This window comes from Acinetobacter sp. CWB-G5 (assembly GCF_019209785.1).
GTDB lineage: Bacteria > Pseudomonadota > Gammaproteobacteria > Pseudomonadales > Moraxellaceae > Acinetobacter > Acinetobacter johnsonii.
Map to the genome: position 1 here is coordinate 57,501 of NZ_JAHUTF010000007.1, position 20,796 is coordinate 78,296.

At 42.1% G+C, this 20,796-nt stretch carries 22 protein-coding genes; 5 read left to right on the forward strand and 17 right to left on the reverse strand.

The genetic code is table 11. The features are described from left to right. Nucleotides 1-3: 3 nt before the first annotated feature. From smc to KVY11_RS11900, 3 genes are all read right to left on the reverse strand, one after another. A complete protein-coding gene (smc, locus tag KVY11_RS11890; RefSeq protein ID WP_218289107.1) occupies nucleotides 4-3,456 on the reverse strand; it encodes a chromosome segregation protein SMC in 3,453 nt (1,150 codons plus the stop codon). Between the two features lie 10 nt (nucleotides 3,457-3,466). Further along, nucleotides 3,467-4,162 (reverse strand): GntR family transcriptional regulator, encoded by a 696-nt coding sequence (locus tag KVY11_RS11895; RefSeq protein ID WP_004983028.1) that lies wholly within the window; start codon nucleotides 4,160-4,162, stop codon nucleotides 3,467-3,469. A 159-nt stretch (nucleotides 4,163-4,321) separates the two neighbouring features. After that, a complete protein-coding gene (locus tag KVY11_RS11900; RefSeq protein WP_218289062.1) occupies nucleotides 4,322-5,125 on the reverse strand; it encodes a sulfite exporter TauE/SafE family protein in 804 nt (267 codons plus the stop codon). A gap of 28 nt (nucleotides 5,126-5,153) precedes the next feature. On the opposite strand from KVY11_RS11900, the gene KVY11_RS11905 reads away from it, so the two are divergent. Both KVY11_RS11905 and KVY11_RS11910 read left to right on the forward strand, forming a co-directional pair. Then, nucleotides 5,154-5,909 carry a biotin--[acetyl-CoA-carboxylase] ligase gene (locus KVY11_RS11905; protein WP_218289108.1) on the forward strand — a complete coding sequence of 252 codons (756 nt, stop codon included), beginning with the start codon at nucleotides 5,154-5,156 and terminating at the stop codon, nucleotides 5,907-5,909. Between the two features lie 16 nt (nucleotides 5,910-5,925). Further along, nucleotides 5,926-6,657 carry a type III pantothenate kinase gene (locus tag KVY11_RS11910; RefSeq protein ID WP_218289063.1) on the forward strand — a complete coding sequence of 244 codons (732 nt, stop codon included), beginning with the start codon at nucleotides 5,926-5,928 and terminating at the stop codon, nucleotides 6,655-6,657. Here KVY11_RS11910 and KVY11_RS11915 read toward each other — a convergent pair. Further along, nucleotides 6,648-7,247 (reverse strand): alpha/beta hydrolase, encoded by a 600-nt coding sequence (locus KVY11_RS11915; RefSeq protein WP_168158239.1) that lies wholly within the window; start codon nucleotides 7,245-7,247, stop codon nucleotides 6,648-6,650. The two genes, KVY11_RS11910 and KVY11_RS11915, sit on opposite strands and share 10 nt — an antisense overlap. A 180-nt stretch (nucleotides 7,248-7,427) precedes the next feature. Continuing rightward, complete coding sequence (ffh, locus tag KVY11_RS11920; protein WP_010327404.1) at nucleotides 7,428-8,834, reverse strand: signal recognition particle protein; 1,407 nt, start codon at nucleotides 8,832-8,834, stop codon at nucleotides 7,428-7,430. A 138-nt stretch (nucleotides 8,835-8,972) separates the two neighbouring features. On the opposite strand from ffh, the gene KVY11_RS11925 reads away from it, so the two are divergent. Continuing rightward, nucleotides 8,973-9,782 carry an inner membrane protein YpjD gene (locus KVY11_RS11925; RefSeq protein WP_010327405.1) on the forward strand — a complete coding sequence of 270 codons (810 nt, stop codon included), beginning with the start codon at nucleotides 8,973-8,975 and terminating at the stop codon, nucleotides 9,780-9,782. A gap of 149 nt (nucleotides 9,783-9,931) precedes the next feature. Here KVY11_RS11925 and KVY11_RS11930 read toward each other — a convergent pair whose 3' ends face one another. Further along, entirely contained in the window at nucleotides 9,932-10,360 is a 429-nt protein-coding gene (locus tag KVY11_RS11930; protein ID WP_256350757.1) for a hypothetical protein, read from the reverse strand. A 422-nt stretch (nucleotides 10,361-10,782) separates the two neighbouring features. Between KVY11_RS11930 and KVY11_RS11935 the strand changes: the two genes are divergently transcribed. Further along, on the forward strand, nucleotides 10,783-12,369 hold the full coding sequence (locus tag KVY11_RS11935) for an ATP-binding cassette domain-containing protein (RefSeq protein WP_218289064.1): 1,587 nt from the start codon (nucleotides 10,783-10,785) through the stop codon (nucleotides 12,367-12,369). A 62-nt stretch (nucleotides 12,370-12,431) separates the two neighbouring features. Further along, nucleotides 12,432-13,367 (forward strand): tRNA-dihydrouridine synthase, encoded by a 936-nt coding sequence (locus KVY11_RS11940; RefSeq protein WP_201952309.1) that lies wholly within the window; start codon nucleotides 12,432-12,434, stop codon nucleotides 13,365-13,367. Here the strand turns inward: KVY11_RS11940 and KVY11_RS11945 are convergent. The 11 genes from KVY11_RS11945 to KVY11_RS11995 form a co-directional block, all read right to left on the reverse strand. Next, a complete protein-coding gene (locus KVY11_RS11945) occupies nucleotides 13,364-14,419 on the reverse strand; it encodes a DUF1176 domain-containing protein (protein ID WP_218289065.1) in 1,056 nt (351 codons plus the stop codon). The genes KVY11_RS11940 and KVY11_RS11945 overlap by 4 nt on opposite strands. Before the next feature lie 39 nt (nucleotides 14,420-14,458). Next, a complete protein-coding gene (locus KVY11_RS11950) occupies nucleotides 14,459-14,863 on the reverse strand; it encodes an NUDIX hydrolase (protein WP_218289066.1) in 405 nt (134 codons plus the stop codon). 98 nt (nucleotides 14,864-14,961) lie between these two features. Beyond that, entirely contained in the window at nucleotides 14,962-15,408 is a 447-nt protein-coding gene (locus KVY11_RS11955; RefSeq protein WP_218289067.1) for a nuclear transport factor 2 family protein, read from the reverse strand. A 110-nt stretch (nucleotides 15,409-15,518) separates the two neighbouring features. Continuing rightward, nucleotides 15,519-15,854 carry a YegP family protein gene (locus KVY11_RS11960; protein ID WP_004695228.1) on the reverse strand — a complete coding sequence of 112 codons (336 nt, stop codon included), beginning with the start codon at nucleotides 15,852-15,854 and terminating at the stop codon, nucleotides 15,519-15,521. Between the two features lie 233 nt (nucleotides 15,855-16,087). Next, nucleotides 16,088-16,453, reverse strand: coding sequence for a 5-carboxymethyl-2-hydroxymuconate Delta-isomerase (locus KVY11_RS11965; RefSeq protein WP_218289068.1), 366 nt, complete (start codon nucleotides 16,451-16,453; stop codon nucleotides 16,088-16,090). 139 nt (nucleotides 16,454-16,592) lie between these two features. Further along, nucleotides 16,593-16,931 carry a zinc ribbon domain-containing protein YjdM gene (locus KVY11_RS11970; protein ID WP_004695225.1) on the reverse strand — a complete coding sequence of 113 codons (339 nt, stop codon included), beginning with the start codon at nucleotides 16,929-16,931 and terminating at the stop codon, nucleotides 16,593-16,595. Nucleotides 16,932-17,110: 179 nt separating this feature from the next. Further along, nucleotides 17,111-17,461, reverse strand: a complete 351-nt coding sequence (locus KVY11_RS11975; protein WP_218289069.1) for a DUF488 domain-containing protein — start codon at nucleotides 17,459-17,461, stop codon at nucleotides 17,111-17,113. 59 nt (nucleotides 17,462-17,520) lie between these two features. Beyond that, on the reverse strand, nucleotides 17,521-17,967 hold the full coding sequence (locus tag KVY11_RS11980) for an SRPBCC family protein (RefSeq protein ID WP_218289070.1): 447 nt from the start codon (nucleotides 17,965-17,967) through the stop codon (nucleotides 17,521-17,523). A 169-nt stretch (nucleotides 17,968-18,136) separates the two neighbouring features. Beyond that, nucleotides 18,137-18,523, reverse strand: a complete 387-nt coding sequence (locus tag KVY11_RS11985; protein ID WP_004695219.1) for a ribonuclease E inhibitor RraB — start codon at nucleotides 18,521-18,523, stop codon at nucleotides 18,137-18,139. Between the two features lie 150 nt (nucleotides 18,524-18,673). Further along, nucleotides 18,674-19,630, reverse strand: a complete 957-nt coding sequence (locus KVY11_RS11990; protein WP_218289071.1) for a DUF5660 family protein — start codon at nucleotides 19,628-19,630, stop codon at nucleotides 18,674-18,676. Nucleotides 19,631-19,907: 277 nt separating this feature from the next. Beyond that, on the reverse strand, nucleotides 19,908-20,573 hold the full coding sequence (locus KVY11_RS11995) for an RluA family pseudouridine synthase (RefSeq protein WP_004983068.1): 666 nt from the start codon (nucleotides 20,571-20,573) through the stop codon (nucleotides 19,908-19,910). Nucleotides 20,574-20,796: the final 223 nt, after the last annotated feature.

The window sequence follows — 20,796 nt, forward strand, 5'->3', positions numbered from 1 at the left end:
TTATTAGGCCTCCGCGACTAAACCGTATTCTTTTGCCTGTTCTAAATTTACAGTCACTAATTTTGATGTTCCCGGTTCAGGCATCGTAACACCTAACAAGTCGGTCGCCATCGTCATTGCGAGTTTATTATGGGTAATGTAAATGAATTGCACCTGTTCAGAAAGCTCTTTTACAAGATTACAAAATCTTCCCACGTTCGCATCATCCAAAGGCGCATCAACTTCATCCAAAACACAAAATGGCGATGGATTGAGGCGGAAAATTGCAAACACCAAGGCCAATGCTGTCAGGGCTTTTTCTCCCCCTGAAAGTAACGCCAAAGAGCTATTGCGTTTGCCTGGTGGACGGGCCATGAGTTTAACCCCAGACTGCCAGTCATCTTCTAAAGTCAGGCTCGCTTCTCCACCATTGAAAACTTTCGGGAACAGATCTTGTAGTTCGGTATTAACCCGATCAAAGGTGCTCATGAACAGTTTACGGGTTTCTTGGTCAATACTTTTCATTGCAGCGCGCAACTGCTCAACGGTATTTTCCAAATCTTGAATTTGATGACTCAACTCTTCAAAACGTTTTGATACTTCTTCATATTCTTCAGAAGCCGCCAAATTGACTGCGCCCAATTTCTCAAACTGTTGCTGCGCTTTTTCCAAAATCTGTTGATGGCTACTAATATCAATACTCAAACCCACAATAGGTTCAACATTCATTTCTTTCAGCTGTTCAGAATAATGTTGTAAGTCTGACTTTGCGGCTTGCCACGCCAAACGGTTCTCTTCTAACTGGGTTCTTAGCTTTTCATCTTGTTGTTGCTGTTGATGACGGTGTTCGGTCAAACTTTGCTGACGTTCTTGCACCGCATTCAGCTCAACTTGCCATTCAGACCATGTTTTTTGCAGTTTTTCAGTGATCTGTGCTTGTTCGCTGAACTGGCTTTCTAAGGCAGGCAGCTCAAGTTGTACAGGATCAATAAACTTTTTGGCCTGCTCCATCTGCGACAATATTTGCTGGTACTGCGCTTTTAAGAATGTACTGTCTTTTTCTAACAGTTCAATCTGCTGTGTGGTTTGCACCGCCTGACGACGCACCATTTCAAGCGCCTGCCAAACCTGCTGTGCCTGCTGCTGGCTATCATCCAGTTGCTCAGTCAAAGACTCCACTTGGAACTGCATGGTTTTGTAGTTTGGCAAGTTTTGCTCGAGCTTAATATTCAATGCATGCAAATCAATCTCTAGATCATCTTTTTGCATAGCATCTTCTTCAAGCTGACTGTCTAGCTGCGCCAGTTGATTGGCCAATTGTTGCTTTTGCACTTCAAAGGCTTGGTTGGTACTTTGCACTTTGGCAATATTCAAATCAATCTGCTGCGTCGCTTGAACTTCTTTTTTCAACAGTTGTTGATCCGCTTTTAACTGCTCATCCACCGCTTGGACTTGAGTACGAAGCTCTGTGGTTTTCGTTTCAAGCTGAGTCAGAAGTCCTATTTTTTCAGCAAGACTCTGCTCAATTTCATCTAAACGAATTCGATGGCTTAACGCACCCTGTCCAGCTTGGCTTGCTTCGTCATAATCCAAACCAATCACCCAGTCCACGCCGACATGGTAACCGTCTAAACTCAGAAGAGACTGACCATCTTTCAATTGCTTTTGCAGAGCCAAGGCTTGTTTTAAGTTGGTGGTCACCCCCACCTGCTGCCACAAAGAGGATTGTGGCGATTCAATCCAACTGGCTAGGCTATCGCAACCTGCAATTTCGATCAGTTCAACATGCGGCTGAGGCGTTAACTGACGTGCAACGGCATCGGTGAATGCATCGCTGTTTTCCAAACAATGCGCTGAAAGCCATTTGGCTAAGAATTTTTCGACCAGCGCGGCATGGGTTTTAGCCGCATCTTTAAGCTTCAGCACATGCATCAACTGTGGATGATCACTATTTTTTAAGGCACTGACTTTGACCAGAAGCTGCTTGAGATGCTTCTGTTCGGCACTCAAAACCTGTATATCTGCTTTATGTTGATTCAGCTCAGTTTGAGCAGCTTGGTGTTGGATACGCAAATCATCCAGCTGCAACTGTACCTCAATGACACTTTGCTCACGTTGTAACTGCTGTGCCTCAGCGTCTTGCTTTGCATGTAACAGCTGGTCTATCGCATCCAACTGGCTTTGGTTTTGAATTTGCGCCGCTTGCTGCTCTAAAATCTGCTTTTGCTGTTCAAAGCGTAAAATATTTTTGGCCAACTGTTCACTTTGCGCCAACATTTGCGTTTTTTGTTGCTGCTGTTTTTCAACCAAACTTTTGACTTGTTCAAACTGTTGAAGCAACTGTTGCTGCTGTGCTTTTAAATCCGTTAAACCTTGGCTTTGCTGTTGGTTTTGACTTTCTTGCTGTTGTAACTGTTCGGTATGAAGCTCATTTTGTTCGTGCAAACTTTCCAGTTGCAGCTCGATCAGTTGCATACGTTCTTTAGTTTGCGCCTTCTGCTGTTCAAGCTGTGCCAAAGTAGTCGTGTTTTGCTGGAACAGGCTCTGCTTTTGTTCCAAAGTCATTTTCAACTCAGCCAGCTTTTTCTCTGCCTGTTGCCACTCACTCTGTAGTGGCGTGGACTGCTGAATCAGGCGTTGAAATAGCTCACTGGTTGACGTCAAATCATGCTCTAAAGTCGTTAACTCTGAACGCACCAACTTGAACTGATCGCCCAAATCATTCATGTGCAACGTATATTCTTGCTGTAAACGGCTGCTTTGTTCACATTGAAAAGATAAAACTTCGACTTTAATGGTGCGAATTTGGCTTTCCAGTGTTTTGTACTGAATTGCGGTTTCAGCTTGACGTTTTAAAGTTTTTAACTGTGATCTTAACTCGGAGGCAATATCTTCTAAACGCGATAAATTTTGCGTAGTGTGATCCAAATGCAATAAAGTTTCACGGCGACGTGCTTGATAACGCGAAACCCCTGCGGCTTCCTCAATAAAAACCCGCATTTCTTCAGGTTTTGCATCGACCAAACGGTTGATCATGCCCTGTTCAATAATCGAATAAGAACGTGGCCCTAAACCTGTGCCCAAGAATATATCGGTAATGTCCCGACGACGGCACTTGGTGCCGTTTAAAAAGTATTCAGACTTGCCATCTCGGTTGACCTGACGTTTAACCGCCAGTTCGGTATAGGCATTATAGCTACCGCCTAACTTGCCATAAGTGTTGTCAAAACGCAGTTCTACACTGGCAACACTGACAGGTTTGCGCTTTGCCGTGCCTGTAAAAATGACATCCTGCATACTGCCACCACGCAACTGACGCGCACTGGATTCGCCCATGACCCAGCGAATAGCATCGATCACATTGGATTTGCCACAACCGTTCGGCCCAACGACTGCGGTACGGTTATCTTTAAAGTGTAGTGTGGTACTGTCGGCAAAAGATTTAAAGCCGGAAAGTTTTAAACTGCTTAAACGCATAATGTCCTGACTAACGTCGTGAGCGTCTCGCCCACGCAAGTTCAATTTGTTTCATTCGGGTCAGAGATTCCAACACCAAGTTACGTAAGTGTCGACAAAAATCTTCCATAAATAAAGTAGCTTGTTGTGATTTTCTGATTAAAACCGCATCAGTCACCAGTTTAAATAAATCATAAGATTCTTGTAACTCTCTACGCGAAGTATTTAAGGTTAAAAAATAGCTCCGCCGTATCGAGGGTAACAGTTCTTGGTAAAACTTCATCAAATAGGCATTGCCCACCATTTCATGCTGGCGTGCCAATCCTTCAAAAATCAAATCATAAAATTTTTCGATACTGCCCTGTTTCAGTTGATTCCCCAATTCATCCAATAACAGCTGTAAACGTTCCGCTTCATAGCTGCGCCACGTCTCCGCTATGCGTTGCACAATTTGCCCCAACAGCAGACTACTGGTGTCAAACAAGGCGCGCACTTGTTGAGCCGACATTTCAGAAACGATGGCACCACGGCGGGGGTAGATTTCAATCAGATGTGTACGTTCAAGCAGTAACAAGGCCTCACGCACCGAGCCGCGACTCACATCCAGTTCAGCGGCAATACGTAATTCTTGTATGCGCTCACCTTCGACCAACTCACCGCGAATGATTTGCTCACTGATGTGCTTGGCAATTTGTTCGGACAAACTCTCTGTATCATGTGCTTGCATACTGTTCCTAACTTGTTTTTATAAGATGCAATCCATGGTCTTTAGTGACCTATTTTTAGGTTTTACCCGATCTTAAACGCTAAACACTATGTCATTGTCTAACAATTTTACCGTCTATAATGCCAATCAACAGCAACGCACACAACATTATCAAAGAAATTAAGAACTAAAACCTTGATAAATAAAATATAAACCAACTACCACCAACAAACCAGCAAAACACTTTTTCAACATCGCAGGCGATAAAAGATGCGCCACTTTCGCACCAAACTTTGCGGTGATAAAACTCATGACCGCAATCCCGAAAAATGCATAGACATGAATATAACCAATGGTATTCGGTACATTCACTTCAGCCCGATGCCCGAACCACATAAAACCTAAAGCTCCAGCCACTGCAATTGGTAAGCCACAAGCAGCTGACGTCGCTACCGCTTTTTGCATAACCACACCATGACGGTTTAAGTACGGCACTGTCAAACTGCCCCCACCAATGCCAAAGATCGCAGAAGCCACACCAATGCCTGCACCGACAAATAACTGTTTGCCTGTAGAGGGCAACTGACGCGACGGGTCAACCTCAACATGTGCGCTACTAAACATTTTGTACGCCACCCATACCGCAAAAAAACCGATCAGCAGTTGTAAGCCATGTCCCGACATATAGTCTGCAATGCCCGCACCTAAAAAAGCGCCCATGACTAAACCCGGTGCCAAATTGCGAAACACAGACCATAACACTGCCCCGCGTTTATGATGCGCACTCACTGAACTCATTGACGTGACAATAATGGTCGCCAGTGATGTACCAACCGCCATATGCATAATGACACTCGGGTCATAGTTCAGATGAGTAAACACCACATATAAAATCGGGATGATAATGAGTCCACCACCGACCCCAAATAGCCCCGCAGCAAAACCAGCGATTGCGCCAATCAGTAAATATATGATTAACTCCATGATCATTTTTCACTTTTCTCAGATTCATATGGATTTAGAGACACGCCAATTACAACAGCTTCTCGCTGAAGCACAGCAACTTCCTGAAGTTTTATTGCTTAAGCCAGTTACCACATCCACCAATGATGATGTGCGTGAAATTGCGCAAAAAGGGATTCAGAGCGTTTTGGTCTGCAGTACACGACAAACTCAAGGTCGTGGACAGCGTCAACGACAATGGGTTTCTCCTGAAGGAAACATCTATTTAAGCACATTGCTACAGACCAAAACACCTATAGATGGGCGCTTGGCTTTAGAAATTGCGTTAAATATCTTGCAAATGCCGAGTTTGCAAGGCCTTGCTCTGCAAGTGAAATGGCCAAATGACCTTTACAGTGCTCAAGGTAAATGGGGCGGAATTTTAGTTGAACCACTGTCGAGCCACCAAGCGATTATTGGGGTAGGCATCAATATCAACCAAGTCGAAGATACTCAGCTTGATCAAGCCACCAGCTCACTTGAACAGCTGGGTTTAGCCCAAGCAGATCGCATTCGCTTAATGGCGGAACTATATCTAGCGATTCAACAGGCAGGCCTATGGTTCACCCATAACAGTGCAAATTTGGCGTCTCGTTTCAATCATTACGCAGCATTTATGCAGCAACAAGTTGAATTTGAACATATGAAAGGTCTGTCTCAAGGCCTATTCTTAGGCATTCAAGATGATGGTGCGGTACAAATTCAGACCGCTCATGGTGTTGAAAACTTTTATCAAGGCCGTTTACGCCCAATGATTCCTGTTTAAATGATTGAGCATCATCATGAAAAATTTATGGTTAGATATTGGTAATACTCGTCTGAAGTATTGGATTACGCAGGAAGATCAAATTTTGGAACAAGGGGCTGAGTTACATTTACAGTCCCCTGCCGATTTGCTTTTAGGTCTGATTCAGCATTTTAAAAACTTAAACATCCAACAGATTGGTGTTTCTTCGGTTCAGGACAAAAAAAATAATGACCGAATCCGTAGACTTTTAAAAAGTTTAAATGTGCCGATCACCTTTGCTCAAGTCCAAGCCAACTATGCTGGCTTACAGTGTGGTTATGAACATCCAGAACAACTCGGAATTGACCGTTGGTTGCAAGTGTTGGCCGTCGCACGTGATCCTGAGCAGAACTATTGTGTCATTAGTTGTGGCACGGCGCTAACCATCGACTTGGCGGATGGTTTACAGCATTTGGGCGGCTATATTTTACCCAACCTCTACTTACAAAGAGACTCGCTGATCCAAAACACCAAAGGCATTAAAATTCCAGATGCGGCTTTTGATGAACTAGGTCCCGGTCGTAATACCATCGACGCAGTGCATCATGGGATTTTACTCGGCTTGGTCAGTACCATTGAAAAAGTCTTGCAACAGTCTCCACGCCAACTGATTTTAACTGGCGGTGATGCACCTGTATTTGCGCGCTATTTGGCAGAGTATGCACCATGCATTGAAAATGATTTATTACTTAAAGGGCTGCAATATTATATTCAGCATCAACTCTGAGCCACCGCCTGCTGTTGTAAAAGGGGTTTTAAAGTATTCAGCAGTAGCTCAAATTCAGCATAGCCATTTTCACGCATAAAATGCCCTGCACGTTTCACCTCCAGTACTTCTGCACTCAAGAAGTGCCCAAAGGTAAGTGCCAAAGGAGGTGGAACATAAGGGTCATTATTGGAAAACATCACCACACGTGAAGCGATGTGAGAGTGGAGTATACCGCTGTCCAACTTCGCTTGCGCAATAAAGCCACTTAACTCAGGTAAGGTTGTTAAAGCCGCTTTAAAGCCCGCAATACAGAAGATCGCTTTGATTCGACGTTCACGCAATTTACTACTCAGATAATGTAAAGTCGCTAGACACCCCAAACTATGCGCAATGATGATGGTATTTTCATCCAAAGTGGTCATTTGCAGGGCTAAAGCCTGTTGCCATTCTTCGAAATGTGGTGCATCACTATGCGGGAGCACTAAACGTTTTACTTCAGCATGCAGATCCATCTGGCTGAGTTTTTGACTTAGCCACGGAAACCAATGGTCATTGGGCGATGCTTGATAGCCATGCACAATATAGATATGTTGTTTTGATCCATTCATTTTCAACTTCTTATTATAATGTTTGAAAAGAATAAATTTTACGCAACTTTCAAGCCATAAACAGTGCGTTTTTGTTATTGATTGAGGGTATTGAAAATACACATAATATTTTCCATGACTCACAAAACAACATAAAAAAAGGCGCTCAACGCGCCTTTTTCTGAAATGGTAAGAAGCAGATTACTTCTTATCGTTGCCACCAAATAATGGTCCCATTCCGCCGCCACCACCAAACTGTTTTTGCATACCGCTTAATGATTTCATCATTTTTGCCATACCCGATGGATTGGCAAATTTCTTCATCATTTTAGCCATTTGCGCATGTTGTTTAATCAATTTATTGACTTCAACCACATCCATACCACAGCCTGCTGCAATGCGCTTTTTACGGCTTGGGTTCATCAGGTCCGGATTACGACGCTCTTTGATGGTCATCGATTGGATAATCGCTTCCATCTTTTTCACTTGCTTTTCAGGGTTCGCTTGCGCCAACGCATCTTGAATCCCTGCATTGCTCATGCCAGGCAACTTATCCAAGAAGCCCATCATGCCGCCCATTTTATTCATTTGCTCAAACTGCATTAGCATATCTTCAAAGTTGAAGCTGCCGCCTTTTTGCAGTTTTTTCGCCATTTTTTCGGCTTTTTCTTTGTCGACTTTACGTTCAAGCTCTTCGACCAAAGAAAGTACGTCACCCATACCCAAGATACGCTGTGCAACACGTTCAGGATGGAATGGCTCTAGGGCATCAAGCTTTTCGCCCATACCTAAAAATTTGATTGGCTTACCTGTGATTGCGCGTACTGAAAGCGCCGCACCACCGCGCGCATCACCATCAGTTTTAGTCAGAATCACACCTGTTAATGGCAGTGCATCATTGAAGGCTTTGGCTGTATTTGCCGCATCCTGACCGGTCATTGCATCGACCACGAACAAAGTTTCAGTTGGCTTAATCGCCGCGTGAAGTTCTTTGATCTCGTCCATCATTTCATCGTCTACGTGTAGACGACCTGCTGTATCGACAATCAAGACATCCGCAAACTGAATTTTGGCTTGTTCAATTGCACGCGTTGCAATGGTAATCGGTTTTTCATCAGCACTCGATTCAAAGAAAATCGCGCCTACTTCACCTGCAACGGTTTGTAGCTGTTTAATTGCTGCTGGACGGTAAACATCGGCAGATACCATCGCTACTTTTTTCTTTTGGCGTTCTTGTAAGAAGCGAGCAAGTTTTGCAGCCGTTGTTGTTTTACCTGCACCTTGTAAGCCTGCAAGTAGGACTACAACAGGAGGTTTTGCTGCAAGATCAAGGCTTTCATTTGCCTCGCCCATCATTTTTGTTAATTCGTCATGCACGATTTTAACAAATGCTTGGCCCGGCGATAATTGAGTCATGACTTCTTGACCCAACGCCTCTTCCTTAACTTTCGCGATAAATTCACGAGTTACAGGAAGTGCAACATCGGCTTCAAGAAGTGCCATACGTACTTCACGTAGGGTATCTTTAATATTGTCTTCGGTTAGCTGCCCAGAGCCAGTAACATTTCTTAAACTCTGCGTGAGTCGTTCCGTTAAGGTATCAAACATTGCAAAATCCGCTTAAAATTGCTAGTTGCAAAAAAATCTTTCTTAAAATAGAAAATTTATGCATAGAATGCTATAGGATACTGTAGTTCGCACCGAATTTATATAAATGAATATTCATCATCCTGAAAAAGGTTTGACATGATTAGCCTGCCCTTGGTTTACACCATCTTAGCATTAGTCGCTTATACCACCTCTTTTTGGTATTTGTTTCTCAAATTAATGGCTAAACGTGATCCAAACCATTGGTTTATTGGCATTATTTTAGGCTTAGGCTTATTGCTACATGCCACTGTTTTGTACCATGACATGCTCACACCGATGGGAGTGAATTATGACGTTTTTGTCTTAATGTCATTTACATCTGGGCTCATGCTATTACTTAGTCTGCTCTATAGCACTTATCGTCCAATTCTAGCTTTGAATCTGATTGGCATTCCTGTGGCTGCTACAGGACTTATTTTAGGTTTTGCCTTTAGCCAGTCTACCCAATTTATTGAACAACGCTCATTGGGCCTAGATATTCATATTATTTTGTCGCTGTCGGCCTATGCAGTGCTACTCATGGCGACCATACAAGCCGTGATTTTATGGTTCCAAGATCGAGAGTTAAAGAACAAACAGAAGAAACGCTTTTGGGTCAACTTACTGCCCTCTTTTCAAGCGATGGAATCTTTACTATTTGACTTGATTAAAACGGGTTTTCTTTTACTGACCGTGGCGTTGGTGTTTGGTTTCTTTACTATCGATAACTTTTTTGCCCAACATCTGGCACATAAAACCGCTTTTAGTATTATTTCTTGGTTTGTGTATGGGGCTTTGCTCATCGGACATTACCGTTTTGGTTGGCGCGGTCAAAAAGCGATTCGTTTTACCTTAATTGGATTCTTCTTGTTGGCTGTCGGTTTTATCGGATCTAAGTTTGTATTGGAAATGATTTTAGGTCGATAAAGTCTTTTTTAGTTTTACTAATTAAAAACGCAGAACATTGCTCGATAAGTAGACCTAGAGCGTGATAATTAAGTAGAAAAGCCCAGCTTGACCAAGCTGGGCTTTTCTTTTTTAAATAACTTACTTCATTAATTTTATTTAATAATCACTTACTTGATCCAATAGTCATTTTGCTCCGCGATGAGCTTATTATATTCAGTGGAGTTATACATACTAAGGCAATTCATCAGTATTGCTGTATTTCCTGTATTTCCTGTATTTCCTGTATTTCCTGTATTTCCTGTATTTCCTGTATTTCCTGTATTTCCTGTATTTCCTGTATTTCCTGTATTTCCTGTATTTCCTGTATTTTGATAGACATCATTATTTTTATTGATATACCTATCAACAAATATTTTTATATTTTTATATGCTGGTTCTTCATAAGCGCCTTCTTGAAAATATCCTCCCATTGCTAGAGAAGATTCAGAAAGCAATAGTTTGTCTTTAGTTTTTGTTAGACAGTAGCTAAAGCCAAAATTTTTAATATTAATTTCATCTTTTTTAAATATGTCTACTTCTATTTTTTTGAATAACATGAACTTGCAATAAAACAACTGAATATAATTAAAAGAAATTTCATTATCTTAAGTTCCAAAAAAGAATATCTGTGGTTCTGACATTTGGTCTATCATGAATAAAATAACAACTATCTCAATCCTGCGGGTTGTATTCACATCTACAGGAAGCTTCGACTAGTGTATGACAAACTCCCTAACCAATAGCATTGATCAATAAACCTTAAGTACATAAGAAAGACAATGAAATGGATCATTTTTTATCCACCTGCTATACTGGCTAAATATCCCCCCTTCTTCTATTTCAGAGTAATGCCAATGAAGTAAGTCTTATTTTCCGTCAAATCTAATTTATGTGTTTTCTGACGTGCAAAATAAACTTATTTACTGCTCTATATCTCTATAAAAATTTATTTTGTATGTCCTGTATAAAGGAGTCTTCAATGACCCAACAGGCCTGTACTGTAAAAAATCTCAGCGTTCAATTTGCTCATGAACCACTTTTTCAGCATTTAAACTTTGAATTGCCTGCTGCCCAATGTTCAGCTCTGATCGGACGCAATGGTCAAGGCAAATCAATATTAATGTCGCTACTCACTCAGACGCACATGCCCAATTATGCGAGTGGCGAAGTGATTTGGCATATGCCATTTTCCTACTTAAGTCAGCTTGAGCGTTTAAGCAACTGTACACTTGCCGAAGCCCTTAGCATTGCTGACTTACATGCAAGTTTTCAACGTATTGAACAATCGACTGCGAGCTTTGAAGACTATGACCGCGTCGAACATGCATGGCATCAACCCACTGAATGGTTGAAATTGCTAGAAAGTGCAAACTTACCTACAAATCTATCTAGCTCAGTTTCTCAACTGAGTGAAGGTCAGAAAACTAAACTGGCACTGTGTCGCCTTTTTTTACAAACTGAGCATTATTTACTTCTTGATGAGCCCAGTAATCACTTAGACCATGCAAGTCGTGCATGGTTAAGTCAAAAAATCCTTCAGCATCCTGCGGGCTGTTTAGTCATTAGCCACGACCGCACATTGTTAAATCAAATCTCCAATACGTATGTTTTAAATGATTTTGGTTTACAACACTTCCGTTGCAACTATGCCGAGTATCAGTCACAAGCAGAGCAACAACAGCAGGCACTACAACACAATATCTCGCAAGAGAAATGCGAACTAAAACAATTACAAGTCCAACAGCATGAGCAGCTCATGAAAGCTCAGAAAAGGCAAAAGTCTGGGAAGAAATTACGAAGCTCTGGTTCTCAAGCCAAAATCCTACTCGACTTTAAAAAAGAACGTGCGAGTCAAACCTTATCGGGAGTCGCGCAGCAACAACTTCGCCAAAAGGAACAAGCGCAAGATGAGCTCAAAAACAAACAGCAGCAACTAGAACAGATTAAGTCACAAAAGTTTGATTTCCATTTTCAACCTAAACAAACAGGTGAAATTCTTCGTTTGAAAGAAGTGGGTTTAGCAGCACTTTCTATCTCGCCTATTTCTTTTGCCTTACATAGCGGAGAAAAAATCCAACTGCGCGGCCAAAATGGTTCAGGTAAGTCGACCTTACTTCGTGCCATTCAAAATCATAGTCATGTTCAATCGGGAGACATTTTCAAGCGAGGAGCATCGTTATATTTAGATCAAAACTTTAGCCTACTGAATCCAGAACTGAATGCGGTACACAATTTACAGTTATTGAATCCGTCTTTGTCCGATGAGGCGTGTCGGAATCAATTGGGGCAACTTCGAATTCGACGAGATAAGGCTTTACTTCCCATCTCACTACTCAGTGGCGGTGAACAACTCAAAGTTGCTTTACTGTGTATCAGTCTCGCAGCACAGCCTGTGGACTTACTGCTACTGGATGAACCCGAAAATCATCTCGACATCGACTCAAGACAACTGTTGGCACAGGCTATTCGCGATTTTACAGGGGCGGTTATTTTAGTTTCACATGATGATGCCTTTGTCGAGGAGACACAGATTCAAAACTATTTCGATTTAACCCAAACGCATTAGACTAGACAGCGTGATCGGATTTGCGTATAACACCGTTTTTCTATTTGACTGGTGACACCGCTGTGAAACTCATTCTTGCACCAATGGAAGGCTTAACCGACCCAATCATGCGTGATGTTCTCACGTCTGTAGGTAGCTTCGACTGGTGTGTGACCGAGTTTATCCGTGTGACCAATTCGGTGTTACCCGATCATATTTACCACCAGTATTGCCCTGAATTACTCAATGGCGGAAAAACGGCTGCAGGAACACCCGTGCATGTGCAGTTTTTGGGCAATGACCCTGAAATGTTGGCTGCCAATGCCATCCGTGCAGTGAAACTCGGTGCGCCTGCCATTGATATGAACTTTGGCTGTCCAGCCAAAACCGTGAACCGTCACCGTGGTGGCTCGGTGCTTTTAGATGAGCCAGAAGTGGTGCATGAACTGGTCAAAGCAGTACGTGATGCGGTTCCTGCACATATTCCTGTTTCTGCAAAAATGCGCTTAGGCTATATGGACAGACATTATATGCTGGACAATGCTCATGCCATTGAAGATGCAGGTGCAGCATGGGTTACCGTGCATGCGCGTACCAAAGCCGATGGCTATACCCCACCCGCTTTTTGGGATCAGCTCCGCCCGATTCGTGAAGCATTGAAAATCAATGTGATTGCCAATGGAGAAATTTGGAACAATGCAGATGCGAAACAGTGTCGCTTAGAGTCTGGCTGTGAAGATTTGATGATTGGACGTGGTGCCGTGACCACACCCGATTTGACCCAATGTATTCGTCAAAATATCGACACACCTTTGCTGACATGGAATGAGCTACTGACCTTACAAATCCGTTTCTTAAACGGCGGGTATAAGAAGGAAATGAATATGGTCGGACGTTATAAGCAATGGTTGGGCATGATGTCTAAACACTATCCAGAAGCCAAAGCCCTCTGGGATGAAGTCAAACGTATAAAGCCGCTGGATGACATTATTCTTAAACTAAACGCAAGCGCGACTTAATCCGTTCGCGCAACGATCGCGACATAAGTGGGTAAGTTCCACGCACCACCTGCAAAGCCTTTACATTGCTGCGATTGTGCCTGATAACTGAGGACAAAAGCCTTTCCATTCCAAGCCCACTCGGAACGAATACCACAGTCAGCGATACCCCGCCCTTTTTGTTCTGAGAAAATTTGCGCCTCACTAAAACTTGAGCCTGATGTGGTGACTTGCTGCTGAATCTTTTGTAATGCTTTGTCCATAACCCAGTAGCCTAGACCTTCATTGTACGCCCCACGCCAGCATGGCACTTGAACCACCACTTGTTCCGCATTCAGCGGATAGACTGAAACCCGATCTTCCTCAAAAAACCGTGCTTCATATAGATTTGGACAGTCTTGTTCATCTGTTTTCACTTTTAACTTTTTAAAGAGTTGATGGGCATTTTTACTGTCCACGGCAAAATGACTGGCAACCGTAGGTCGATATCCCGTAATACCAATTTTGGGGATGGCTTTGGGTTGTAAAACATTTTGCTCAGACTGATTGCCTTTTTGATATACCGCGTTCGGTGTATTTACACGCTTTTGTATATCATCCATTTTGAGCAAAACTGCATTTGCCCCAGCAGTTGAAATTTGCCATTGCTGTGCTTGGGTCGTGAGACGAATATCTTCCGCACCCACCAAAGCCTTTAGCAACTGCGCACTTTGAGCACTGGACAGTTTCGCGGTACTTTTCTTGGCATCGATGGTCAGGCTCCCCAGAGATGTTCCTCCTACATTTAAACTGGCTTCAGTATCCTGCGTAAACTCCTCAGCCACTTGAACTTGGGTGAGCACCGCGCTGCCTGAACCTGCAGGACGAGAAATCAGTAATGAAACTGGATGACCAAACTGAGCATCACTTTGATATCCCACCGCACGGCACATGCCCGTATTATCACAGGCAAGCTCCCAGTCTTTATGCATAAAATAGTTACCTGTTTCAGCATGAGTCAACTGGCTCAAGGCACTCATCAGCAACACACCAATAATGGGACTATTTCGTTTTATGATCTTATTATTCAACATATGCACTCACTCCACTTCAGAGGAATCTTAATCTTGCACTCAAAAACTTCGGCTTTGCACGATACCTGTGTAATTTAAACAATCTTCAACGCGAATCCGTTGTACCTTCGACAGCTGATCTAAATCAAACCAAGCATAAGCCGTATGTTCATCACTGAGCCTGATCTCAGCAGATGCAGTCAAATGGCACCTAAAAATAAAGGCATGCGAGGTCACTGCCGAATGAAAGTACACCCCCGATAAATAATCGATCTGAACCTGACAACCGAGTTCTTCTTGGCACTCACGTAGTAAAGCCTGATGAATGGTTTCTCCCATATCCAATGCTCCACCGGGCAGCCCCCAAGCCTGATCGGCATAATTGGCTTTCAGTAATAAAACCTGTCCTGCATCATTGGTTAGCACCGCATGAGAACTCAGTCGGTAAAAGTCTTGAAATGCCATAGATACCTTATTCTTAAGTTGTTCATGTTGTCATTAAAACATAACTCACTAAAACTGAGGTGGCTCGATCTGTGCCCAAGCCAAAGCTTTAGTCGAACTCAGTCTGGAAAATAAATCGGCTTTGACATTTTAGTTTCAAAGTCCACAGGCACCGAAATATGCTGATGGGCAACCAACCACTCACCTGCCGTTTTTTGAAAACATAGGGTGATTCTGCACCAAGGAATCTCTGGAGTTGCAATACCACTGGCATGATCTAGTTTAGAATAACAATGTAAAAAAGCTAAACCGTCACGACTAAAAATATTGATGTTACGCCTAAACACTTTGATTTCCCCCTGAAAAAATGGGGCATATCGTCTCCACAATTCTTGATAGGCTTGCACACCTTGCAGCTCAAACCCAATATCAAACAAGCTGACATCACTCTGACAAAGACGAATGATATTTTGTACATCCATTTTACAAATGGCATCATCCCATTGTTTGAGTTTGAAGATAATTTCATGCCCTGCATGCTCATCTCCAACTAATCGAAAATCCACATCACACTCCCACACTACAAATCAAACCGCATAAAAAAACGCGTGCGCCATCCATAGCAAACACGCGGTTTTCTTTAATTCTTAAAACAAGCAAAATATGTAATCTGATCTTAAGTCGTCAAATCCTTAATTGTGGTACTTGAACCATTGTTTTTGACCGATTCAATGCCTTTATCTCGGGATTGCTCACTGGCATAAAACTGACTGGTACCAATAATCTGATGATTGGCAGCCTTTAAGTTAAAATAAGGTTTGCCATTTTTGGCTTCTAAGCGTTCATAACGCGTATCATCGGGGCTATTTTTTTGTACCGACTCAATTCCATTATGTGCTGACGCTTTTGCTTTATACAGTTCACTGGTCAAAATGACCTCGCCATTTCCCGCTTTTAAAACAAAGCGATATTGGCCATCATTTGCCTGACTTACTTCGTACCATCCTGACATAAGCTCACCTATTGTTATTTTAAAGTGATTGTAGATTCACAAAAACTGAATAAAAAAACATCCAATTTCATAAAATATAAATGACTTCTTTTATAAAAAAAAGTGCATTTACTACCAGCCCAAATTTTATTTTTTTAAAATAACAGCGCTATATGAATAACGCATGACAGCCACAAACCATTTAAATGACACGCGATATCGGCCCAATAAACGGTTTGGAACCCTTCATCATTTTATGCTTTTAATACCAATTTGCTATAACTGCTTTTTGGCATTTCAATAATTTCTACACAAATTTGTACCGTTAAATCCTGAGGCGCTATAAAGTTTTGCTGCAATGTTTGGAGTAATTGGCTCGAAATGGCACACTTGGTGGCTTCATCTCGTCCGCTTAATAAAGACACTTTGGCATGCAAATAAGCCTGTGCATCACCTTCTACCCCAATCACAAAATCGGACTGTCGAATAGCACGACTTTTGATGTCGTTGCCCGATTGTACAAACTGACCATCCAACAAAGCTTGGTTTAGAGCCAATAACATCGGCTTAACTTCAAGGGTGTCGATATTGTCTGAATATTCAAGGTGGATATGTGGCATAGCGTATTCTTCAACAGGTTTTTATCTTTATAGCATGCTGTGCTGGTGTTTCAACGCTTAATATCTTTTCAAAATGGCTAAAAAACAAAAACGGAGTCTAATTGACTCCGTTTTAATCTCCAACTGCAAACTCAACGGATTAGGCTTTTTTCACATACTCAGATTTCAGTTTCATCGCACCGACCCCGTCAATCTTACAGTCAATGTCATGGCCATCTGCGGCATCTGGCAGTAAACGAATATTTTTCACTTTGGTTCCGACTTTCACCACCGATGACGAACCTTTAATTTTTAAATCTTTAATCACCGTTACCGTGTCACCGTCAGCAAGTAAGTTGCCGTTGGCATCTTTGATTGCTACGACTTCTTCAGTTGCTTCTCCCTCTTTCCATTCGTTTGAACATTCAGGGCAGATCAGCAAGTCACCATCTTCATAGGTATATTCGGACTGGCATTTTGGGCAGTTGGGTAAAGACATAAAAACCTCAAAAATAAAAAAATAAGCAATTCACATTGCTCAAAGCGCCAATATAGCATTTTTCAGACAAAAACGATGCGAATCACCTATTTATTTTAAGGCTTTAGCCTTGTCACGGGATGAATAAAATAAAGCCTAGGAAAATATAAATTTTCCCTGTGATAGCATCAGCTCAACACTTACTTTTGTTCCAAACACTGCTTCAAAATCACCACATGGTTATGCTGTTCTTCTTTGGCTGCGGTGAGTAACGTGATCTGCTCACGCACTGCCAGTTGGCACAAATCATTCAACTCGGCGGGATGTGCTTCCAGTTCTTTCATATAACGGAATTTAAACTCATCCCAGTGTGCCACCATGTCTTGGTGATACCATTTCCGTAGTTCATTGGATGGTGTGAGAATTTTTGGCCATTCATCTATTTTGGCCTCAAGTTTTGAGACCCCTCGTGGCCACAACCGATCGACCAAAATCCGTTTGCCATCCTCTGCCTCGACAGGTGCATAAATCCGCTTCATGCGTATTGGCATGCAAAACTCCTTTTAAATCTATGGTGCAACTTATTCTATTGTTCAACGATGACAATGCACTATTCATCAGGAATGTCTGGATTCACTAAAAAAGCTAAGAGTTGCAACGACTCTTGCCAACCCAAATAACAACCATCGACAGGAATCACATCGGGTAAACCAGACTGCGTAATATGAACCTCTGTACCGACAGATACTTCTTTAAACTCAACACGCACTTCAATTTTTCCTGCTAGTTCAGGTACATCGAACTCATCGGTATAGCGTAATAAACTGTTTTCAACGATTTCATGATAAGTGCCATGAAACGAATGCTGCATGCCTGTAGTGAAGTTGGTAAAAAACATGCGATATTGACCACCTTCACGCAGATCGAACTGATCGACATGTGCGGTAAAGCCATGTGGTGCCATCCATTTCACTAATGCATCTGCAGTGGTAAAAGCACGATAGACGCGCTCGACGGGTGCACTAAATACGCGGTGTAATTGAACACTATTTGACATGATTTTTCTCGTTCTTTTCAAATATTCAGATTTAGTTTAAAACGCTCAAACCCACATACTGTATTTTTTTTGTGCATATTTTTAGACAAGCCAAACGTGACCTGCTGTCTTTTTCTACCCACCAACAAAAAAAGCATGTTTTTCAACATGCTTTAACTTTGACCATTTCTTAAGCTTGACCTTGCTCATAGTCCTCATCATCTTCGTCGTCATAGACATAGGCCATACAGCCCCAGCCGTCATATTCACCACCAAACTGTTCTGCAATTTTAGTAAACCATTGTTCTAAGTCAACAATGTCTGAATACTCAGGTTCCATATACACATAGATGGTAATAATCCACTCAGATACGTCGCTTTCTTCATCGACAAACAAAGTGATTTTTTGCTCTTCTTGTAATAAATACAACGCACACTTTTCTGCTTGTGACTGCTCTTGAAAGGCAATCGAATATTCTATTTCATGCGGTTCAGATAGGTCGTCGCCATCCTCAGCCATTTGCCAAAGTACATTTCCGTTATCATCATCTGGATATAATTCATAATCACGTGTCATGCGTATGTCCTTGTTATCTTTTTAGCCAATATATCGTTGGCAAGTGACAAAATAGTGACTTCAACATAGCATATTTTGCTCATTTTTATAGCAGTTACATCTGATTTTTCGAAGGTTGTTTAGACTTTATTTCACGCTGGCTTTGCCGTGTTAGTGTAAAACCCGATCTTCAACTAAAATGTCCGCTTGAAACTGTAAATCACTGCTTTTTAAGTTTTCTAATAAGGCTGCAAATTTAAGTTCTTCTAAGCGTAAAGCCAGATAACTCTCTTGTATCTGAGTATGACCGAAAGCCACACCATAGTGATTGATCAGGATAAAATCATCCTGCAAAGCTTGAATCAAAAGGCCAAGATTGTCTTTGCTCACACGTTGTAAATAAAAGTCTACTTTCGTATTAAATAACTGTGAAACCAAAACCATCATCGATAATCGCCGATTCTCATCCATAAAGGCGCAGTTCACAACGTCGTTTTGCTCAACCGCACGAATCACCTGTTGCCGAACTTTCAGTAGATGACAGGCCGCATCTGTTTTCCCATAGCCTTCGATGAGTTCATCTAATAACTGCTCCGAAGGCAGTTGATAACTCTGGCTGTAGGTTTCAATTTTATGGTGTAGAGCCTTCGATATTTCAGCCAGATGTTGTCGTTCTTCAGCCATGTGAAAAAAAGCACCCAGTTTTTCTCTGGCGCGCAGCATGCTCATTTCTTTGGCCTTACGCTCATACTCTGTTAAGAAGTGATGTACTTTTTCGATGCGCTGCCGACATTGTTTGAGCATCTGTTCAGCATCAAATTTGACCGTTTCAGCAAACAATTCCACTTGGTTGTGCCGTTCAATGACATAGTGTTCGACATCAATAATTTCTTGGTAAGGACTCAAAGTTTCGTTGCGTTGTCTGAGCGTTCCAAGCTCAATTCTTAAACTGGTCAGCCGGTGTTGTAATTCACTTTGCTGCTGTTCATAAACTTCTAAACTGTTTCGACTGCGCTCTAAATTGATTTCTAAGGATTCAATCTTCTTTTTTTGGGCAAGGCTGTGTATTTTTTGCCAGCATATAACCGCACACAGCAGGACAAGAATGACAGCGAATACATAAAGCATGGCCTATCTCCCTACGGGAACGTCATTTTTCTTTTAAAGACTCCGCTGTAAGAACACATGAAACTCGAACAGTAAGCCTTGGAACAGACAAACCTATTTTCATTCAATTTCAATCAGTCGTGATCATGGCTAAAAAGCCAAACTCAAATGTTAATTTCAACAAAGATAAGCACACTGGATAAAACTGCACTTACACAACTTACGCTAACGGTTTTTTAAACTGCCCGATATCCCAAATTTTAAGTATTTCTCAGAATATGAATAAAGTGTGACACAGTTAAAATGGCACACTTCCATGAATCGCGACCGATTGTCCACTTAAAGGCTGCTGAAAGGCTAGAAAACTGGCATGTAAAGCCATACGTTTTAATGGACTTCGTGTCGGCTCAGGGTGATATAACTTATCCCCTGTAATTGGATGTCCAATATATTGCATATGCACACGAAGCTGATGTGAGCGCCCCGTAATCGGGGTCAGTAAAACTCGCGTAATATCGGTCTCAGTATCATAGCTAAGTGCTTGATAAAGTGTTTTTGCAGGTTTGCCCAACTCAAAGTGCACGATCTGCCGTGGTCGATTTTCCCAGTCAGTAATCAGGGGTACTTCAACACTGCCTTCGGCATCCAACTGGCCTTGAACTAAAGCAATATAGTGTTTGTCCACCGTGCGGGCTTGGAACATTTTGCTGACGGCGACTTCGGCATCGCGGTGCTTGGCAAACATTAAAATCCCCGAGGTCGCCATATCTAAACGATGGGTAATTTTGGCATGTGGATACTGGGCTAAAACCCGTAAATAGGCACTGTCTTGGTGTTCTGGTAAACGCCCCGGTACAGACAACAAGCCCGCAGGCTTTTCAATCACCACCAAATCATCGTCTTCATAAACGATCACCAAGTCTTCTTGGGGCGGTGAATATATAAAGTTGTCATTTAGAGCCATAGGAATAACAGCATACAAAAGCGAGCGCGAAAAATAGCAAGCTGTGTTTCTGCTGTCAATCATTCACCAAATATGGAAAACAGCCTTAATCTTAGGCGTCCATCACTCCATATAAAACCAGCTTTTTAGCAGCGCTGATTAGATTGAAAACTTAAAATTAAATGATGTAAGTGAAACTACAACAGCAGGATTTTTCGATTTTCGTGGGAAATATTAAAATTTA